Below are 18,626 nucleotides of genomic sequence, written 5' to 3' on the forward strand. Positions count from 1 at the left end.
CCGCGGTGCCTCCTATCCGGCCGGGCCTTCCCGGCAGCCCCTGATTCACAACATACTGGCACGCGCACCGCCATCGGGCCACGGCCGGGCTTTCCGGTGCAGGACCTGTCCTAAGGCCCTTCCGCTACCCCGCCCGGGTCCCTAGTGTGGGTCCATGGCTGACGCATTTTCCTCCCTCGTGGAGACGTTCAGGAACGTGGGTGTGGCGCGGGCTTACGGTGCTCCGGTGCAGATCGGAGGCGAGGAGCTGATTCCCGTGGCGCTGGTCTCCTTCGGCTTCGGCGGCGGGGGTGACTCCGGTCCGGAGGGCGCCAACGGGTCCGCGGAAGGCGGCGGGGGCGGGGGCTTCGTGCTCCCGCTCGGCGCCTACCTGGCGAACGGGCAGGGCAGGGTGGTGTTCCGGGCCAACACACTGGCGGTTCTCGCGGGGCTGGTCCCGGTGGTGTGCGCCATAGGGATGTCCGTCCGCGGCGTACTCAAGACGGTCAGCGCAAACCGGCGGTAGCCCTGATCCAGTCCAGTTCGTATGGGACGGACGCCGACAGGTTGAGATAGGCAGTGGCGGGCGGCAGTTCAATCGCGTTCGTCACCCCGACCAGCTTCTGGTCACCGTGGTCGGACCAGATGACAGGGCCGCCGCTGTCGCCGCGGTTTGCCGACGTATCCGGCGAGTACGTGCAGAACTGCCAGGGCCCTGCGATATCCGGGCACGCCTCCGCGGGGACTGCTGTGAGCCGGGTTTCCACGAGCCGGGGCGCGGGATCGCACTGTGCCGCCGGGTTGAACGGGTCGCCTGTACAGCCATAACCCGCCACGGTGACTTCTGCCCCGACGGGAGCCGGCGTGGACGCCAACTCGATGGTGGGCTCGGACACGGCCGATTCAAGGAAGAGCAAGGCTATGTCGTCCTTGATCCTGGCGGGGTCGTAGTGCGGCATGGGAACTGCCGTCGCCACGCCGATGGTGTACTCGGAGCGTTTCTGGCCGTAGTGGAATGTCACGGCGATGGCGGACGGGCTGCGACCGTTGTTGCGGATGCAGTGCGCCGCCGTGACTACGGTGTCTTCCGCGATCAAAGATCCGGTGCAGGAAGCAATTCCTTCCGGGTAGGCCAGTTCCACCCTGACGGCCCAGGCGTACTCGTCGGAGTCCGCCCTGCTCCCGTTGTAGACGGCGTGGGCCGGAGCGGCCGAGGCTGCCGCAAGGACTGCAGCGAAGATCGTCGACAGCAGCGGCGCCACTAACCGCCGGCGCCGGCGAGCGGAACTTGAGGGGATTCCGTCTCCGGTGCGGGCCATGGTCTGCGGGGGGATTCTTGTGCGCATGAGGGTGCTCCTCATCATTGCCTGAAGATATATCGCGGATGTGGTGGAGGAACCGTGACGAACCTGGTTCCCGGAGATCACACATCTGCCCCCAGTCGCAGCACCATAACTCTGCTCCTCCCCGCGTGCGGCCGTCAAGGCACATTGCATGCTGGCGGGCAGGTCCCGGCCAGCGGCCGGCGGCCAGGCGTCAACGGTCAGGCTGCGCGTACCTCGACCTCACCGGGCAGGGCCGCATCGGCACCGAAGACCAGGTACCGGTTGGCGATCTTCTCACTGAAGAACCTGTCGTGGCTGACCACCACCACGGCGCCAGGGAAGTGCATGAGCGCCCGCTCCATGACCTGGGTGCTGGACAGGTCGAGATGGTTGGTGGGCTCGTCCAGCAGCAGGACCGAGGCGCCGGACAGCAGGCACTGAGCCATGGCCACGCGCGCTTTCTGGCCGCCGGAAAGGTTCCCGATTTTCTGCTTGAGGTCCGCTTCGGAGAACTGGAACATCGCCAGGAACCTGTTGACTGACTTCCGGGTGGCGCTAAAGGCCAGGCTGTCCGGCAACGCGTTGACTGCGTGCGAAACGGTGTCGGCGTCGTCGAGCTCCTCAAGCATCCGGTTGTAAGAGACGAAGCCGGGCCCCTTGGCCCAGGAGACGACGCCGGCGTCTGCCTCTTCTTCCCCGGTCAGCACCTTCAACAGGGTGGACTTGCCGCTGCCGTTGGCTCCCAGGACCACGATCCGGTTGCCGCGCCTGATCTCGAAGCCAAGATCGGTGAACAGCGCCTTGTCCCCGTACGACTTACCGAGCCCTTCGACGCGGCAGAGGACGTCCTTGACGTGCAGGCCGCCGTAGATCTCGGTGACGATCTGGTCCACCGGACGGGGTGTGCGGGACTTCTTGATTTTGGCCAGCTGGTTTCCGAGACCCCGGCCCGCCGCCTTGGCGGCTTCACGCCGGTCGGCGATCCCTTCAGCCTCGAACGCCAGCAGTTCGGATTCATGCACAAACTGCTGCTCAAGGGACTTGAGGCGGAACTGCTTTTGCACGATGTATTCGCCAAAGTTGCCGGGGTACTCGTGCAGGTGGAAGTTCTCCACTTCGATGATCCTGGTGACGACGGCGTCGAGGAACTTCCGGTCGTGCGAGACGATAATCGCGGCGCCCTTAAAGTCACGGAACCAGCTCTCAAGCCATTCGACGCCGGCAACGTCCAGGAAGTTGGTGGGCTCGTCCAGGAGCAGCACGTCCGGGTCTTCCAGGAGGATCTTTGCCAGGGCGGCCCGGTTGCGCCAGCCGCCGGACAGTTCGTCGATGGCGCACACCCGGTGGGCGTCGCTGAAGCCCAGCGTCGTCAGGACCTTGTCGATCCGCCGGGGGTAGTCCCAGCCGTCGAGGCGGTCCATCTCCTCGAACAGTTCGGCCTGGCGGGCGATCAACCGGTCAAGTTCTGCACCCGCAGGGTCCCCGGCGATGGCAGTGTCTATGGACGCCAGTTCTGCTTCGACGGCCTTGATCTCCGAGAACAGGCCGTCCAGGACGTCGGTGATGGTTGATTCGCCGTTCAGCTCGGAGAACTGGGAGAAGTAGCCGATCCGTGTTCCCGGATCCACTGTGACTGTTCCGGAGTCCGGGGTGACCCGGTCAAGGATCAGCTGCAGCATGGTGGTCTTGCCGGAACCGTTCTTCCCGATGAGGCCCACCCTGTCGCGCGGTTCGAGGCGGAAGAAGCTCTCACGCAGTATCTGGGTGTTGTCGAATCGCACGCTGACATCTTGCAGCCGGACAAGGCTCATTGCTGCTGTCCTCTCGAGGGGTGGTTCACGGGTGCGCAGTGCCGGGCCGGCAATGGGAAAGCTCCCCCACCCGGCGCTGGCGCCGGATGAGGGAGCTTGTTTTTGTGGAGCTAAGGGGATTCGAACCCCTGACCTCTTCGATGCGAACGAAGCGCTCTACCAACTGAGCTATAGCCCCCAGCCTGCTGCCATTCCTTCGGAGGAATTCCTGGAACAGGCAAACCGGTGTCCCTAGGCTACAAACTATCGGCGCGCTTCGCCAGCCAGCCTTCGAATGTCTCACTTCCGTAGCGGTGCTCCGGGACCAGGTTTCCGCCTTCCCGCAGGTATTTGCCGGTGGCTCCGGGCAGGGGGAACCGGACCAGGCGCCCACGGGATCCGCTAAGTCGCTTCCAGGTTTCGGCCAGTTCCGCCATTCCGTTGACTTCCGGCCCGCCCACAGTCCGGAGCCGGTGCAGCTCCTGCGAGGGCTCTTCGAAGGCTGCTTCGAGCAGTGCCGAGGCGGCCTCGCCAGGCGCGATGGTCTGAAACCGTGCACCCTTGACCACCGGGACGAGTCCCACCTTCGCGCCGGCCGCGAACAGCTGCACCAAAAGGCTGTGAAACTGGGTGGCGCGCACCGTGACGGTCTCCAGGGCAGACGCCGCATAGCGGCGTTCCTTATCCGCCTTCGACCGGTAGAAGCGCAGGGGGACCTGGTCGCAGTTGATGATGGACAGCAGGACAGCTTTGCGGACACCCGCAGCGTGCGCGGCGCTGAGGAGGCGGGCGCCGCCGTCGGCAAAGTCTTTGAGGGCCCGTCCTGATCTGCCCTCGAGGCAGTCAATCACGACGGCGGCCCCGGCCAGGGCGGCGGCCAGCCCTTCACCGGTGGTGACGTCCCCGCGGTAGTAGTCCGCGCCGTCGTCCGCCCCTTTGGTCCCGGGGGCCGGCGGATGGCGGCTGATAACGGAAACTTCGTGGCCCAGCTGCAGGGCCTGGCGGACCACCTCACGGCCAACCTGGCCGGTGCCGCCGGCAACACAGATGCGGGTCATGCTCCAGAGGCTACAGGCTCAGGCCCGGCGGCGCTGCAATACGTCGTCCAGGTTGCTCAAGGCACTCTGCGCCTTGGTCAGGGGCTTGGTGGCCGCACCGCTGGCTGCCGGCGCCGCCGCGGGACCCTGCTTGAGGGACGGCTTGCCTACAGCTTTCGGGGCTTCGGGAAGGTCAAGCGGATCAGGAGCGGCACGTTCCGCCTTCGCAGCTTCCACATAGGTCGGTTTAGGCACGTCGACGGGTTCCCAGCTGGAGTCCGCGCCCGCGGCTGAGCCAGGGGCGGTGGCGGCGCGGAGCGCAGTGTCCCCGGATGCCTTTGCCTCGGCGAGGGCCGCTTCACGCAGTTCCTGCGCCGTCAACGGCTTCACCTGAGGTTTGTTTCCCGCTTCGGCGTCGAAGAGGGGGATATCCGGGGCATCCACCGCCGGTTCGCGGCTGGGACGCGGCACGGCCGCGCGCATCTGCCGCTCCGGGGCTGTCATGGCCGCACGGAATGCAGCGTTCATTTTGGCTCGCCGGTCACGCACCGCCAGCCTCCGCAGCAAAGCGACGGCCGCAATAGCTGCGAGGAGGGACCCGACGGGCAACCAGGATGAGCCCATCCCGAAAATACGGAAGATACCGGCCACCACCCCGGTGAGCAGGGCTGCCACCCCCACGAGTGCGATCGCGCATCGTCCGTATCGGATCCTCAGTGCACCCGGTCGCGCCGTCGCCGGCCCCGGGCCGGCTGCGGTTGTCACGGACCCCTGGGCGGATCCGGTGGACTGCTTGGTTACCATTGATTTCTCCTGCTGGGCGGCCATTTTCATGACGTTTCCGGCTTGGGGGTCTGCGGGTTCGGCAAAATTTATTTCGGCCATCAGCTCGGCTGCGGGTTGAAGCTGATGACGGCGGTTCCTGAGTACGTAAGGGGCCACCCACACTATCCAGAGCGCAACAGCGACAACAAGGATCACTGAGCTGCTAAGGGGGAAGTCCACAATCAAAACCGTATGAGCAATTGGCCGACAGCTCTGGCATTAGCTCCGGTGTGTCGCAGGGCAGGTGGCAAATCAATGGATTTATGACGAAAGACACACCAATGCAAACCCGTGAACGGCTGGGGAGCCGGTCTGCAGGTCAGGCCGGGCGGCTGCGCAGCCACCTGGCCAGCAGCCCTTCAGGAACTTCCTCGGACGTCAGGGCGAAGGACCGGTGGTCCGCCCATTCGCCGTTGATATGCAGGAAACGCGGCCGGTAGCCTTCGTCCCGGAATCCGAGTTTTTCCACCACCCGGAGGCTGGGCCCGTTTTCCGGCCTGATGTTGATCTCCATCCGGTGCAGCCCGAGGGTCCCGAAGCAGTAGTCAGTGGCCATCGCCACGGCAGTGGGTGCGATCCCCCTGCCGGCACAGGACTGGTCCACCCAGTATCCAAGCGTCGCCATCATCGCCGAGCCCCAGATGATGGATGACACTGTGAGTTGCCCAACGATGACGGGGTCACGCCGGGCCGGCGTGCGCTCCGCGATCACAAAGGGCAGCGCCGTGGCCTGAGCCGCCTGGGCGTTGAGGGACCTGACCATTTGCCGGTAGTCCGGCAGCGCCCCTCCCGGAGCCGGGTTCGAGGCCTCCCATGGTGCCAGCCATTCGGAATTGCGGGACCGGACCGCCATCCATTCCTTGCGGTCACGGTAACGGATGGGGCGCAGAACAATGTCGCCGCATTCCAGCGTCACCGGCCAGATGCTGCCCCGCATGGGACGTTACTTGGCCAGGGAGGAGGTGAATTCCGGCAGCCACTCCCGCAGCCCGGGGCCGAGGTCGTCGCTGTCGCAGGCCAGCTGGACGCAGGCCTTGAGGTAGCTGAGCTTGTCGCCGGTGTCGTAGCGGCGGCCGCGGAACACGACGCCGTAAACGCCGTACCCTTCGCCCTCCCCTGCAGCAAGTTCCTGGAGGGCGTCCGTCAGCTGGATTTCCCCGCCCCTGCCCGGTTCGGTGCGTTCCAGGACATCGAAGACTGCGGGGTGGAGGACGTAGCGGCCGATCACGGCCAGGTTGGACGGCGCCTCCGCGGCGTCCGGCTTTTCCACGAGCTTCCGGATCCGCACGAAGCCGTTCATGTCGGTCTCGTCGATGTCCGCGCAGCCATAGGCACTGATCTGGGAAGGCTCCACCTCAATGAGGGCCACCACGGAGCCACCGGTCTTGGCCTGCACTTCGATCATCTTGCTGAGCAGTTCGTCGCGCGCGTCGATGAGGTCATCGCCAAGCAGAACCGCAAAGGGCTCATAGCCGACGTGCTGCTTCGCGCGCAGCACGGCGTGGCCGAGGCCCATGGGGTCGCCCTGGCGGACATAGTGGATGTCGCCGAGGTTGCTTGCCGCCTGGATCGCTTCGAGCTTGGCGGTGTCGCCCTTGGCTTCAAGGGTGGCCTCCAGCGAAGGGACCCGGTCGAAGTGGTCTTCGAGGGCGCGCTTGTTCCGGCCGGTGATCATCAGAATGTCGGTGAGGCCCACGTTGACGGCTTCTTCGACGACATACTGGATCGCGGGCTTGTCCACGACCGGCAGCATTTCCTTGGGCATGGCCTTGGTTGCCGGGAGGAACCGGGTGCCGAGGCCGGCAGCAGGAATGACAGCCTTGCGGACGGAGGTATTGGTGGTAGTCACTGGACTAATCTAACGTCAGGGACCAAACATTGGGTAATTGCCCGAACAGCCATGGCTGGCCCCGCACCGGGGCCGCCGCTCACGGCCTCCTGACCTGGAAGGACGGCATCGATGCCATCGAAGGAAGAGATCCGCTCGGCTCACAGAAGCCAGCGTGCCGCTTTCTCTCCCGCCGCCCTGGAAGCTGCCGGCGCCGGCATCGCCCGGCACGGGCTCCAGTGGTCCGCCATGGTTGCAGCCGGTGAGCAAAGTACCTTTGCGGTGTACCTCGGGGTGGGATCCGAACCTCCGACCCTGCCCCTCATCACCGCCTTGCACGGCACCGGGCATCGCGTGCTGTTGCCGGTCTGCGGACCTGACCGGACCCTCTCCTGGGTCTACTGGACTCCGGCAACCGAATTCGTCCGCAGCAGTTATGCCCCCATCGAGGAACCAGTGGGAGAACAGCACGGCAGTGAGGCGATGGACGGAGTTGCCGGGATCTTTGTCCCCGCCACGGCGGTCGACTTGTCGGGGAACAGGATCGGGCAGGGCGGAGGCTACTATGACAAGTTCCTCACCGGACTGGAGGCTGCGGGCCGGCCCGTGCCCGCCGCCGCGGTGGTCTTCGACAACGAAGTCCTGCCGGCCGGCAGCATCCCCGCAGAGTCCTTTGACCGCAAGGTCCCGGTTGCAGTCACACCGTCACGCCTCACGCAGCTAATGTGAACCCCGCCCGTTGCGGATGATAGAATTGGCACTCAGGCCCTGCGACTGCTAAAGGACGAAACCTGCCGGGACACCTCGGCAGTAATTTCCACCAGGCAGCACGGGACCTGCTCGTTTGTCCCAGAGGAGGATTTCCAGTGCCCACGTATGCATATGCCTGCAAGGACTGCAGCCACGCCTTCGAGATCGTGCAGTCGTTCACCGACAGCTCCCTCACCTCCTGCCCTGAGTGCGAGGGGACCCTGCGCAAGAAGTTCAACAGCGTAGGCGTCGTCTTCAAGGGTTCGGGCTTCTACCGGACGGACTCCCGCGATACCAAGGGCAGCAGTGTTTCACCTGCCCCGGCAGCCGCCCCGGCGCCTGCCACCGCAGCCGCCAACTAACAATTACGCCGGCTTTTCCTCGTTCCGGTTACCCTCCTCCAGCGGAGTAGCGGCAACAAGGTTGCGCCCGGCCGGGGCCGGTTTTCCACATAGGACCTGGCCGTGCTGTCCCGCCACGCGGGGCCTCCGTAGCGTGACGGTATGCCCTCCATCCTTCGCACCAACGGATTTTCCTCGCCCCGGCAGCGCCTTGGAACCGGACGCCCCGCCCGTCCGGCGCCATCCGGCGTGCGGCGCTTTTCGTCGTGGCTTAACCGCAACCGGAGGCTCATCGTCGCGCTGTTGCTGTGTGCTGCCGCGGGCATCGCCGTGCAGCAGCTGACACCGGCGCCAGCCCACACCGTCACTGCCCTGGCCTCTGCCCGCGACCTTGCCGCCGGAACTGCGCTGTCAGGCAATGAGGTGGTGCCGGTCAAGGTGCCGCCGGGAATGGTGCCCTCCGGAGCCGTCGCGGACGTCTCCGCCATTCAAGGCAAACAGCTGGCGGCCCCGGTGCGCAAGGGCCAGTTGATCTCCGACACGCAGATCCTCGGACCGGGGCTGCTCGCGGGCGCGAAACCCGGATCTGCAGCGGTACCCCTGAGAATGGCGGATCCATCGTCCATCCAACTCGTGGCGCCGGGCCAACTGGTCAACATTGTGATGACCAACGGAACCGACTTTGGCAAGACTGCGGAATCGGAAGTACTGGCAGCCTCCGTGCCGGTCCTCTGGACCTCGGGACAGGGCGGGCAAACCGGACAGTGGCTGGGAACCGGCGAAACCGAGGGGCTCATAGTGGTCGCAGCGGATCCGGACCAGGCGCGCCGCCTCGCCGGCTCCTCAACCCAGGGAAAGCTCTTCTTTGTGCTGGTGGGATCACAAGGCTAGCTGCGCCGGGCTAGCTGCACCGTCCTGCGGGCCGTCCACCTCGGCTGCGGGCGGCTCAGCCCCAGTGCGGCGGCTTCTGCTCCTGAAGCCAGGCATCGTGGTCGTAGTCAGAAGCGTGATCGCCCCAGCGCTTGGGGTCATCCTCGGAGGCCTTGTTCGGCAGCACTCCTGATGGAACGCCGACACCGGCCGGCTGCCGGGACCTGTCCGCAGCTGAATCATCCGACCCGTTGTGGGGGGCGTCCTGGCGGTCCGCTGCGCTGATGTTTGTGTCCATGCCGTTTTCCTTGATGCCTTCCGATGCTTCAGTGCCGGCGCCACGGGGCTCGTCCGTTGATGCGCCGCGCTGCTCCAAGGATACCGAGTGCGTAACCCCGTCAGCCACACTGCCGGAGTTGCCACTGTCGGATTCGGCTACCTCGCTTGACCCGTTGTTGCCGCGGTCGGCGCTGTTCAGCGTCAGGTTGTCGACGTCGTCCTCGAAGAACGCCTGTGAGGTGGCGGAGAAGCCGGTAACCACCGGTTTCTCCAGCCCCAGGTATCCGCCGATCCGGTCAGCGCAGGCGGACGGGTCCGTGAATACCTCGATCGTCCACAGCGGCATGTAGCGCCAGCCAAGCCGTTCCAGCAGTTGCGGCCGGAGCCTGCTTCGTTCGCGGACGCTCATGCGCCGGTACTGCTCAGTTCCGTCGGACTCGATTGCCACGGGCCTGGGGATTTCGGCGTCATCATGGCCGATGGAATTCACCGGATCGGCGGCAGCGGCAACGTCAAGCACGCCGTCATACTGATGCCAGACCCGGGCCCCCCGGGCACGCAGCCTGTCAGCCAGGTCTGCCACGAGGGGATCGGCCCCCAGCGCCTGCTCGCTCGCCGCGGCGCGGGACGCGGGCGTGCCCAGGTCAGTGTTGCCGGCAATCTCGCGGTCGAGCAGTTCATAGAAGTCGAGGGCGCCGTGGCTGAGGCGGCTGACGTCCAGGTCTTCCGGTTTGAAGCAGCTGAGCACATGCAGCGAACGCCGGGCACGGGTCATGGCCAGCGCAAACTTCGCCCGGCCGCCTTCGGCGGACAGCGGCCCGAAGTTGTGGAGCGCGCGACCGTGCGGCGTGCGGCCGTAACCCGGGGAGAAGATCACGTGGTCGCGGACCAGGCCCTGGGCCCGTTCCAGGTCAACCACCCGGAAGGATTCGGGACCGGCCGTGAAGAAACTAGCCAGCAGCGGGTAGTTGGGCAGCTGCAGCCGGATGGCCTCGCCGATCCTCGCGGCGTGGCGGAGGCTGGCCGTGACCACGGCGAGGGAGGTCCTTGGCCGCAGGCGGGCGTGCTCGAAAACGAGCTCAACCACCCGGTTGACCTCGGCCACGGCGGACTCCACGCCTTCCTGGTCGGCGCTCGGAAGACCGGTGCCGTCCGGGAGGTATTCCACCAGCAGGGCGCGGTCCAGCCCGGTGGCGGTCTGCCCCTCGGGGAGCCTGTGCAGGCGGCCGTCGTAGAAGCTCTTGCTCAGCTGCAGCACGAGGTCCTCGTCGACTGCCCGGTACGCGCAGGTCAGGCGTCGGGTCGGCAGCACCGCGGACAGCGCCGTGTAGGCACTCTCGACGCTTTGGTGGGCAGTCTCGCCGGCAGCCAACCGCTCGACGCCGACAGTGAACGTGCGGGGGCTGGCGATCTTGTCGTCGCCGAAGGCAATCACCTGCCTGGCCCGGGCGATCGCCGGGAGGACTGCCTGAAGGGAGGTTGCTTCGGCGTCGAGGATAACAACGGCGTCGAACTTCTGCTCAGCCGGGAGCAGGCCGGTCATGAGGTAGGGGCTCACCGACCACACCGGCACCAGCATGGGGACCAGGGCCGGTGCCTGCGCCGTCAGCGCGGCAAGGGTGACCCGGCCGTCCTTCAGGAGGCTCCGGAGCAGGTCAGCCTGCCGCGGGTTCTCGGCAATGCCGGCGCGCCACCGTTCGGACAGCGCCCACCGCAGCCGTGCCGCGCCGCTGGCGATGTGGGCGTTGTCCGCCAGGCGGTATTCGGCTTCAAGCTGTCGCAGGGCGTCGCCGTCGGACATCGCCAGGTAGTCATCCCCGCTGATCATCGCTTCAAGGGCTGACTGCCACCAGGCAAGATCCAGCTCCGCCGCCACGGATTCGGCGGGCACTTCCCGCTCCGCCAGGTCCGCGAGCAGTTCCCCGAGCCCGTGCTCACGCATGTTCTCGATGAGAAGCGTCCGCTCCGGGAGCGTCTTGAGCGTCCGGGTGTCGGCAACCAGCCGCTCCAGGCGTTCCATCAGTTCCTCGTAAGGCGTGTGCTGAAGGTCTCCGCCCGCCTCGGTGTGCTTGATGGCCGCGCCCAGCTGGGCCAGTTCACGGTCCAGGCTGCGGTACATCACGTTCACTTCGCCCAGACCGGACGGCACTGCGGGATGCCGCTGCGTGGTGGCATAGTCCGCCCACAGCGCCCGCTGTTCCTGGACGAGCACCAGGGAACTGTGGAGATCGGCAATGTGCACGCCGGGACGGACGTATTCCTTGGCCACGCGGCGCAGCCGGGATCGCTGCATGGATGGCATGTCGATGTTGCGTTCGCGGCGCCACGGGGAGGTGGCTGTCGCGGAGATGAGGTCGTGCACCGGCCGGTCGAAGATGTCCGGGGTGAACTTGTCCAGGCTCTCCCTGACCGCCATCAGCAACTCGAGCTGGGCACCCCATTCGTGGAAGGTTGTACCAAGGCGGATCTGGGCGTGCTCAGCGACTTCGTTCATGCGGTGGCGGAGCACCGGCAGGTTCTTCTCGACCGAGCGCGCGACGTCCTGCGCCTCTTCGGTTTCCTTGCGGGTCAGGAGCCGCGCGCCGTGCCAGGGGCTGGCCGTGGAAGCCCGGCTGAAACTGCCCAGTTCGGCTGCACGGCGAAGGCGTCCGGCTAGTTCCTCGCGGTCGCGGATATTGTCCAGCACACTTCGCTTCAGCCGCACCGTGGTGGCGGGCGGCGTCGGCTGGATGGATGTCAGCTCGGCCAGCGACTGCATGGCCTGATACGGCGAGCAGCCCCACCGCTGGCGGACGTTGTGGAGCGACGCCACATGGTCCATGAGGGCATGCCGGTGCTCCGCAAGCGTGGTGTGCAGGTTTTCGAGCTGGGGCTGAAGCGACTTTTCATTCCGGACGATGGCGCGCACCAGCTGGCCCTTGAGCTGCAGGGGCGTCGCCGTACCGGACAGGGCAAACAGGATGGACTCCAGGCCCAGCGTCTCCAGCTGGCCCCCGATTTCGCTAAGGCTGGCTCTGCGGTCGCCCACCACCAGGACGGTCTTTCCTTCGTCCACCAGGGCGCCGATGGTGTTGATGGCAGTCTGGGTCTGCCCTGTGCCTGGCGGGCTGCTGACAAGGAGGGAGTCGCCGGCGCGCACGGCGTCCACCACATACTGCTGGTCGGCGTCGGCGTCGAGAAGCAACAGCTCATCAGCGGGGTCCCGCTGGTCAATGTCCTGGAAGCGGTCCTCGGCGAGCTCGGCCACTTCCACGGCCTCACCGGCCGCAGCACGGGCAAGGGCCGCGACGACGGGGTTGTTCTGGTTGATCCACGGGTCATCGAGGTTGCCGGAAAGGTCCGCGAACGTGGAAACGAGCAGGTTGTGTTCCACCTCGGCGCCGTGGATGGGCTTGATGAGCGTCCCCAGCCGGTCCAGGACGGGCTGGGGATCGAACCGTGCCGTGCTGTAAGCCATCCGGGTTACAGCGTTGACATCGAAAACTATGCCGTGAATGGTCTTCAGGTGCCTGATGAGCGCCGGATTGATCTGGGCCTGCTCCGTCAGCTGGAGTTCGTAGTCGTCCTCGCCCGGACGGACGGTGAGGGAAATGGCGGTCAGCATTACCGGCGCAGAAACGCGCTGGGGCTTTCCGCCCACGGCCGACGTCCAGGACACCGTTCCGGCCGAGAAATACCCGGCGTCGATGCCGCGGTCGTTGCTGAGCTCAAAAATTTTCGAGCGGAGGTTGCGCGAAGCCCTCGCCGCAACCACGTACTGGTCGTGGTCACGGATCAGCGTGGACAGGCGTGTGCGCCGCCCCGCCATGAGCTGCGCCAAGCCGGAGGGATGCGCATGCGTGATGTCGATGGAGCCTTCCGGCGTTTTGGTGAAACGCAGCATTGTGTCTGCTCCGGTGACCGGCTTAAGCCCCGACAGCCACTTCCTGAGCTCTTCGGAGCCCTCTGGGAGGCCTTGAACAACTGACACTACTGCCTTCTTTTCTGCGTTTGCACGTGACGCCCTGGACCATACCGGCATACTTTCGAGCGTAGCCCGTATCGGGGCCCAGTGAGAGACCGCAACACTGGAGCGGGCCAAAATTGCGCCGGATTTGGGGAGAAAAAACAAAGTGGCCGGCCTCATCGCTGAGGCCGGCCACTCACAGTGCTATTCCCACTCGATGGTTCCCGGCGGCTTGCTGGTCACGTCCAGCACCACCCGGTTGACGCCTTCCACCTCGTTGGTGATGCGGTTGGAGATCTTTGCCAGCAAGTCGTACGGAAGCCGTGACCAGTCGGCGGTCATGGCGTCCTCGGAAGAGACGGGACGCAGGACGATCGGGTGGCCGTAGGTCCGGCCGTCACCCTGGACGCCGACGCTGCGGACATCCGCCAGCAGCACGACCGGCATCTGCCACACTTCATTGTCCAGGCCGGCCGCAGTGAGCTCGGCACGGGCTATGGCGTCGGCCTTGCGGAGCAGGTCCAGGCGTTCCTTGGTCACTTCGCCGACGATGCGGATGCCGAGGCCGGGCCCCGGGAAGGGCTGGCGGCCCACGATTTCCTGCGGCAGTCCCAGCTGGGCGCCCACGGCACGGACCTCGTCCTTGAAGAGCGCACGAAGCGGCTCGACGAGTTCGAACTGCAGGTCCTCCGGCAGTCCGCCCACGTTGTGGTGGCTCTTGATGTTGGCCGCACCTTCACCGCCGCCGGATTCAACGACGTCCGGGTACAGGGTCCCCTGGACCAGGAACTTGATCTTTTCACCGTGGGCGGCTGCCTCGGCGATGATGGCAAGTTCGGCTTCCTCGAAGGCACGGATGAATTCGCGGCCGATGATCTTGCGCTTGGTCTCGGGATCGCTGACCCCGGCCAGTGCCGCCTGGAACCTCTCCTGCTCATTGGCAACGTACAGCTTGACGCCCGTGGCTGCCACGAAGTCGCGTTCAACCTGCTCGGCCTCGCCTTCGCGGAGCAGTCCGTGGTCCACGAACACACAGGTCAGCTGATCGCCCACCGCGCGCTGGACCAGGGCAGCCGCAACCGCAGAGTCGACTCCGCCGGAGAGGCCGCAAATGACCCTGGCGTCGCCGATCTGCTTGCGGATGCGGTCCACCTGTTCCTCGAGGATGTTCCCCGTGGTCCAGTTGGGTTCGAGCTTGGCGCCCTTGAACAGGAAGTTCTCGAGCACCTGCTGGCCGTATGCGGAGTGCTTTACCTCGGGGTGCCACTGCACGCCGTAGAGGCACTTCTCTTCGTTGGCGAATGCCGCCACGGGAGCCCCGGCGGTGGTGGCCAGGACTTCAAAGCCTTCCGGTGCTTCCTGCACGGAATCGCCATGGCTCATCCAGGTGTTCTGGTGGTGCGGCAGGCCGTCCAGGATGGACCGGGCTTCCCCGACTGTGGTGGCTTCCGTGGCGCCGTACTCGCGCAGGCCCGTCTGGGCTACGGTGCCGCCCAGGGCGTTGGCCATCGCCTGGAAGCCATAGCAGATGCCGAAGACCGGGATCCCGGCTTCAAAGAGGTCGGCACCCACACTCGGTGCACCTTCCGCGTACACGCTGGAAGGGCCACCGGAAAGGATGATGGCGGCGGGGTTCTTGGCCAGCAGTTGTTCGGTGCTGTAGGTATGCGGAACCACTTCCGAATACACATTTGCTTCCCGGACGCGGCGGGCAATCAGCTGCGCGTACTGGGCACCGTAGTCAACAACCAGCACCGGCTTCTGGGAAGTCTGGGATGCAGTGGGAGTAGTCACCGTACTAGCCTACTTGGCACCGCCGTCCGGCCGCACATTGAGAAGCCCCGGGTAAGCGAACTCACAGGCCGCGCCCGTCGGCTCAGTAGCGCTTGGACGCCTGCGGATTCGCGGCGAGTTCCGCCTCCACCTCGGCGTGGAACTTCTTCTCCACGATGAAGGACAGGAGCGGGATAACACCGCCCAGTGCCAGGAGGATCAGTTTGGCGAACGGCCACCGCATCAGCGACCACAGCCGGAAGTTGGACATCAGGTAGACCACGTACATCCAGCCATGCACAATCAGCACCGCGACGGAGACGTTCACTCCCCCGAGGACGCCCTGCGGCTCGGCGTCTGCGAACCCGAAGCCGAACGGTTGGCCTGTCACCGCGTTGGTGCCGCCTGCGAACAGGTACTGGCCGAAGGCGTACCGCGCAACCAGTTCGGCGCAGAGCAGGAGGAGCATTCCGCCCGTCAGGTATGCCATGACTTTGTAGAACTTCAGGGCGGACCGGATCTGGGCTTCAGTCCCGCCGAACCTGCGCTTCTTGACGGTGCCCGATCCGCCGGTCTGGGACGGCTGGGGCTGGATGGCCGGCTTGGGATCGATCATGGCTGTACCTTTTGTTCGGTCGGGCTGGGGGTTTCTGATGTGCCGGCGTGCGGTCCGGCCTGCGGAGCTTCTTCTGCGCCTTCGCGGTGCGCACCGTTTTCGTCGTGTTCGTCGTCGAGCTCGTCCTCGAGGTCCCGGCGGTAGTCGTCCTTCACCATCCGCCACCAGATGAAGAGCGCGAAGCCGGCGAAAACGATCCACTCCACCGAGTAGAAGAGATTGAGCCAATTCACCTGCTGGGCCGGGGGCTGCGGGCCGATGTTCAGGGGCTTCAGGTCACCGTTGACGGCCGCGGCGCTGACGTCGGTGCCGGCGGCCATTTCGGAGGTTGCCGCCACGAATCCCGGATAGCTGCTGACTTCCCAGGCGTTGATCAGTTCCGCCACGGACACTGCCGTGGCACGGCCGGGTTCGGGTGCGGTGCCTGGCAGCGGGGCTTCGGACGGCAGGAGCCGTCCGGTCAGTTCAATGGTGCCCGACGGCGGGGCGCCGGCTTGCGCGGCGTCGGCCACCCATCCGCGGGCGACCGGGATCCATGTCCGGGGCGTCGCCCCGACGCCGCTGAGGACAGGGGCGTCCTGAACCGAAAACGCCGATACGACCCAGAACCCGGTGGCACCATCATGAAGGCGGCCCGGAACCAGCACCTGCTTGTCGGGATCGTAGGATCCCTTGGCGGTGACCATCTGGTCCGCCACGGAGCCGTGGAAGAACTCCCCCGGCTGCAGCACCCTGACCAGCGGCTTGGCGTCTTCCGTGCCGGACGAAACCGGTGCTTCCGGCTGGGTGGAGCGGCCGAACTGCCACTGGCTCAGCAGCACAAAAACCCCGGAAATGACGATCGCAAACACCAGTCCTGCGATCCAGCGGGGTTTGAGGGCAGTTTTCAACACACCTTAACCGTACTTCGTCCTTGTGTAGAACAACGAAACGGGCGTTGTCCCTAGTGGTCGAAGAACACCAGGCTGGAGTTGATGAGTTCGGCGATCACTTCGGGGTCGTAGGCCCGGCGAAGGGACTCCCTGAACGATTCCTTTGACAACGAACGGGCCAGGGTGGCCAGGACTTCGAGGTGGTCCGAAAATGAACTTGCCGGTGTCGCGATCAAGAGAATGACCGTCGCCGGACCGTCAGCCGCCCCGAAGTCCAGGGCCTTGCCGTACTTGGTGATCCCCACCGCGATTGACGTCCGCGAAACGAACTCACTGCGGGCGTGCGGCAGCCCGACTCCCCCGGGCAGGCCGGTGGCCAGCTGGTGCTCCCGGGCGTTGACATGCTTCAGGAAGCCGTCGAGGTCCGAGACCCGCCCCGCCGCATAGAGGCGTTCAGCAAGCTGGGTCGCCGCATCGGTCTTGTCCTTGGCATCAAGTTCAAGAATCACCATTTCCGGTGTGGTGAGTTCGGCATCGTACCGGTCCAGTGGTTCCGCCAAGAGTTGTCCCTTCAGTGAGGCAGGAGGCGCGCGTCAGGCATCAGCCTTGCATCAGCGCAACGGGACGATGTCCTCGACACCCAGGCGTGCGGCGTCGGCAGATTCATCGTCCGGCTGCTCCTGGCTCAGCCGTTCGGCTTCCACCCGGGCAAGGTAGTGCTTGATTTCGCTTTCGCGCTGCGCGTCGCTCCAGCCAAGAATTTCTCCCATCAGCTTAGCGACTACCGGGACGGCGGACACACCACGGTCCCAGGACTCGATGGAAATCCGCGTCCTGCGCGTCAATACGTCGTGCACATGACGTGCGCCTTCATGGGTGGCCGCGTAGACCGCCTCGGCCTGAAGGTAGTCGTCGGCGCCGGGCAGCGGTTCGGCCAGTGCCGGGTTCTCCTTGATGAGCGCCAGGACCTCCGTGGCCATCGACCCGTACCGGTTGAGCAGGTGTTCAATCCGGGCCACGTGCACGCCGGACTCTTCAGCGGTCCGGTTACGCCGGTTCCACGCCGCTTTGAACCCGCTGGCCCCCAGCAGGGGAATGGAATCGGTACAGCTGGGCGCCACGCGCTCGTCCATGCTGCGCGTTGCTTCATCGACGGCGTCCTTGGCCATGACCCGGTAGGTAGTCCATTTTCCGCCGGCCACCACCACGAGGCCCGGCACCGGGTGGGCCACCACGTGTTCGCGGGAAAGCTTGGCCGTGGAGTCGTTCTCGCCCGCCAGGAGCGGCCGGAGCCCGGCGTAGACGCCTTCGACGTCTTCCCTGGTCAGGGGCCGCTTGAGCACCTTGTTGACGTGTTCAAGGATGTAGTCAATGTCCTTGCTGGACGCTGCCGGATGAGCTTTGTCGAGATGCCAGTCAGTGTCCGTGGTGCCGATGATCCAGTGGCGGCCCCATGGAATGACGAACAGTACCGATTTCTCGGTCCGCAGAATCAGGCCGACGGTTGACTGGAACCGGTCGCGCGGCACCACGAGGTGGATGCCCTTGGAGGCGCGCACCTTCAACTGCCCGCGGTCCGTCACCATGGCCTGCGTTTCATCGGTCCAGACACCGGTTGCGTTGATAACCTGCTTGGCCCGGATGCTGAAAGTGGATCCGTCCTCGCGGTTCACCACTTTGGCGCCTACCACCCGCTCGCCTTCGCGCAGGAAGTCCACCACGGCCGTTTGGTTGACTGCATGGGCCCCGTAGTACGCGGCCGTTCGGATCAGGTTGGCCACGTACTTGGCGTCGTCAACCTGGCCGTCGTAGTACCGGATGGACCCGACGAAGGCATCGTCCTTCAGGCTTGGCGCAGCGCGCAGCGTGCCGCGGCGGGACAGGTGCTTGTGGAACGGCACGCCCCGCTGGTGGCCGCTGGAAATGGACATGACGTCGTACAGGGCAATTCCCGCGCCGACATAGGGCCGTTCGAGGAAGGGCCTGGTCAGTGGGTAGAGGAAGGGAACGGGCCGGGCCAGGTGGGGGGCGATCTCCGAAAGAAGCAGTCCGCGTTCGTGAAGCGCTTCCTTCACCAGCCCGAAATCGAGCATTTCGAGGTAGCGAAGTCCGCCGTGAATGAGCTTGGAGGAGCGGGAGGACGTCCCAGCCGCCCAGTCACTGGCCTCCACGATGCCCACGCTCAGGCCGCGCGTCACGGCATCCAGGGCAGCGCCGGTGCCCACGATGCCACCGCCGACAATGAGGATGTCGAGTTCCTTGCCGGGCTCCATGGTCGCCTTGAGGGCAGCGAGCGACGCTTCCCTTGCGGCGGGGCCCAGCGCCCCCTGTTGAAAGGACGAACCTCCGGAAGAACTGTTCATTTCACGCCTCCATCCGCATCAAACCTCGTAGG

The 18,626-nt window shown here is 65.6% G+C and carries 16 protein-coding genes and 1 tRNA gene; 4 read left to right on the plus strand and 13 right to left on the minus strand.

Annotated elements, in window-relative coordinates; all coding sequences use genetic code 11:
• Nucleotides 1-154 precede the first annotated feature (154 nt).
• Nucleotides 155-505 carry a hypothetical protein gene (locus ACSQ12_RS14835; protein ID WP_209743241.1) on the plus strand — a complete coding sequence of 117 codons (351 nt, stop codon included), beginning with the start codon at nucleotides 155-157 and terminating at the stop codon, nucleotides 503-505.
• Here ACSQ12_RS14835 and ACSQ12_RS14840 read toward each other — a convergent pair.
• From ACSQ12_RS14840 to galU, 7 genes are all read right to left on the minus strand, one after another.
• Nucleotides 486-1,325 (minus strand): S1 family peptidase, encoded by an 840-nt coding sequence (locus tag ACSQ12_RS14840; RefSeq protein ID WP_436065894.1) that lies wholly within the window; start codon nucleotides 1,323-1,325, stop codon nucleotides 486-488. The genes ACSQ12_RS14835 and ACSQ12_RS14840 overlap by 20 nt on opposite strands.
• 197 nt (nucleotides 1,326-1,522) lie before the next feature.
• Entirely contained in the window at nucleotides 1,523-3,115 is a 1,593-nt protein-coding gene (locus ACSQ12_RS14845) for an ABC-F family ATP-binding cassette domain-containing protein (protein ID WP_436065895.1), read from the minus strand.
• Nucleotides 3,116-3,220: 105 nt separating this feature from the next.
• Nucleotides 3,221-3,293: transfer RNA gene (locus tag ACSQ12_RS14850), tRNA-Ala, on the minus strand.
• A gap of 58 nt (nucleotides 3,294-3,351) precedes the next feature.
• Entirely contained in the window at nucleotides 3,352-4,152 is an 801-nt protein-coding gene (locus ACSQ12_RS14855; RefSeq protein ID WP_436065896.1) for an SDR family oxidoreductase, read from the minus strand.
• An 18-nt stretch (nucleotides 4,153-4,170) separates the two neighbouring features.
• Nucleotides 4,171-4,935 (minus strand): hypothetical protein, encoded by a 765-nt coding sequence (locus tag ACSQ12_RS14860; protein WP_436065897.1) that lies wholly within the window; start codon nucleotides 4,933-4,935, stop codon nucleotides 4,171-4,173.
• A 340-nt stretch (nucleotides 4,936-5,275) separates the two neighbouring features.
• Nucleotides 5,276-5,893: a GNAT family N-acetyltransferase gene (locus ACSQ12_RS14865; RefSeq protein WP_209743233.1), complete on the minus strand. Its 618-nt coding sequence runs from the start codon at nucleotides 5,891-5,893 to the stop codon at nucleotides 5,276-5,278.
• A gap of 6 nt (nucleotides 5,894-5,899) precedes the next feature.
• Complete coding sequence (galU, locus tag ACSQ12_RS14870) at nucleotides 5,900-6,805, minus strand: UTP--glucose-1-phosphate uridylyltransferase GalU (RefSeq protein ID WP_436065898.1); 906 nt, start codon at nucleotides 6,803-6,805, stop codon at nucleotides 5,900-5,902.
• A gap of 111 nt (nucleotides 6,806-6,916) precedes the next feature.
• Here galU and ACSQ12_RS14875 point away from each other — a divergent pair, with 111 nt between their 5' ends.
• The 3 genes from ACSQ12_RS14875 (at nucleotide 6,917) to cpaB (ending at nucleotide 8,766) form a co-directional block, all read left to right on the plus strand.
• Nucleotides 6,917-7,513: a 5-formyltetrahydrofolate cyclo-ligase gene (locus tag ACSQ12_RS14875; protein WP_436065899.1), complete on the plus strand. Its 597-nt coding sequence runs from the start codon at nucleotides 6,917-6,919 to the stop codon at nucleotides 7,511-7,513.
• A gap of 137 nt (nucleotides 7,514-7,650) precedes the next feature.
• Nucleotides 7,651-7,896 carry an FmdB family zinc ribbon protein gene (locus tag ACSQ12_RS14880; protein ID WP_209743227.1) on the plus strand — a complete coding sequence of 82 codons (246 nt, stop codon included), beginning with the start codon at nucleotides 7,651-7,653 and terminating at the stop codon, nucleotides 7,894-7,896.
• 141 nt (nucleotides 7,897-8,037) lie between these two features.
• On the plus strand, nucleotides 8,038-8,766 hold the full coding sequence (cpaB, locus tag ACSQ12_RS14885; protein ID WP_436065900.1) for a Flp pilus assembly protein CpaB: 729 nt from the start codon (nucleotides 8,038-8,040) through the stop codon (nucleotides 8,764-8,766).
• 55 nt (nucleotides 8,767-8,821) lie between these two features.
• On the opposite strand, the gene ACSQ12_RS14890 is transcribed toward cpaB, so the two are convergent.
• The 6 genes from ACSQ12_RS14890 to ACSQ12_RS14915 all read right to left on the minus strand — a co-directional run bounded on the left by ACSQ12_RS14890 (nucleotide 8,822) and on the right by ACSQ12_RS14915 (nucleotide 18,594).
• Nucleotides 8,822-13,045, minus strand: a complete 4,224-nt coding sequence (locus ACSQ12_RS14890) for an AAA family ATPase (RefSeq protein WP_436065901.1) — start codon at nucleotides 13,043-13,045, stop codon at nucleotides 8,822-8,824.
• Nucleotides 13,046-13,174: 129 nt separating this feature from the next.
• Entirely contained in the window at nucleotides 13,175-14,764 is a 1,590-nt protein-coding gene (guaA, locus tag ACSQ12_RS14895; protein WP_209743223.1) for a glutamine-hydrolyzing GMP synthase, read from the minus strand.
• 82 nt (nucleotides 14,765-14,846) lie between these two features.
• The gene (locus ACSQ12_RS14900) at nucleotides 14,847-15,359 is read right to left on the minus strand and encodes a DUF3817 domain-containing protein (protein WP_209743221.1); all 513 of its coding nucleotides are present in this window, start codon (nucleotides 15,357-15,359) and stop codon (nucleotides 14,847-14,849) included.
• Entirely contained in the window at nucleotides 15,356-16,252 is an 897-nt protein-coding gene (locus tag ACSQ12_RS14905; protein ID WP_436065902.1) for an SURF1 family protein, read from the minus strand. Before ACSQ12_RS14905 ends, ACSQ12_RS14900 begins: the two co-directional genes overlap by 4 nt.
• Nucleotides 16,253-16,302: 50 nt before the next feature.
• Entirely contained in the window at nucleotides 16,303-16,791 is a 489-nt protein-coding gene (locus ACSQ12_RS14910) for a PTS sugar transporter subunit IIA (protein ID WP_390245094.1), read from the minus strand.
• A gap of 51 nt (nucleotides 16,792-16,842) precedes the next feature.
• Nucleotides 16,843-18,594: a glycerol-3-phosphate dehydrogenase/oxidase gene (locus tag ACSQ12_RS14915; RefSeq protein WP_209743218.1), complete on the minus strand. Its 1,752-nt coding sequence runs from the start codon at nucleotides 18,592-18,594 to the stop codon at nucleotides 16,843-16,845.
• Nucleotides 18,595-18,626 lie beyond the last annotated feature (32 nt).

This window comes from Arthrobacter sp. LjRoot14 (genome assembly GCF_964253905.1).
GTDB lineage: Bacteria > Actinomycetota > Actinomycetes > Actinomycetales > Micrococcaceae > Arthrobacter.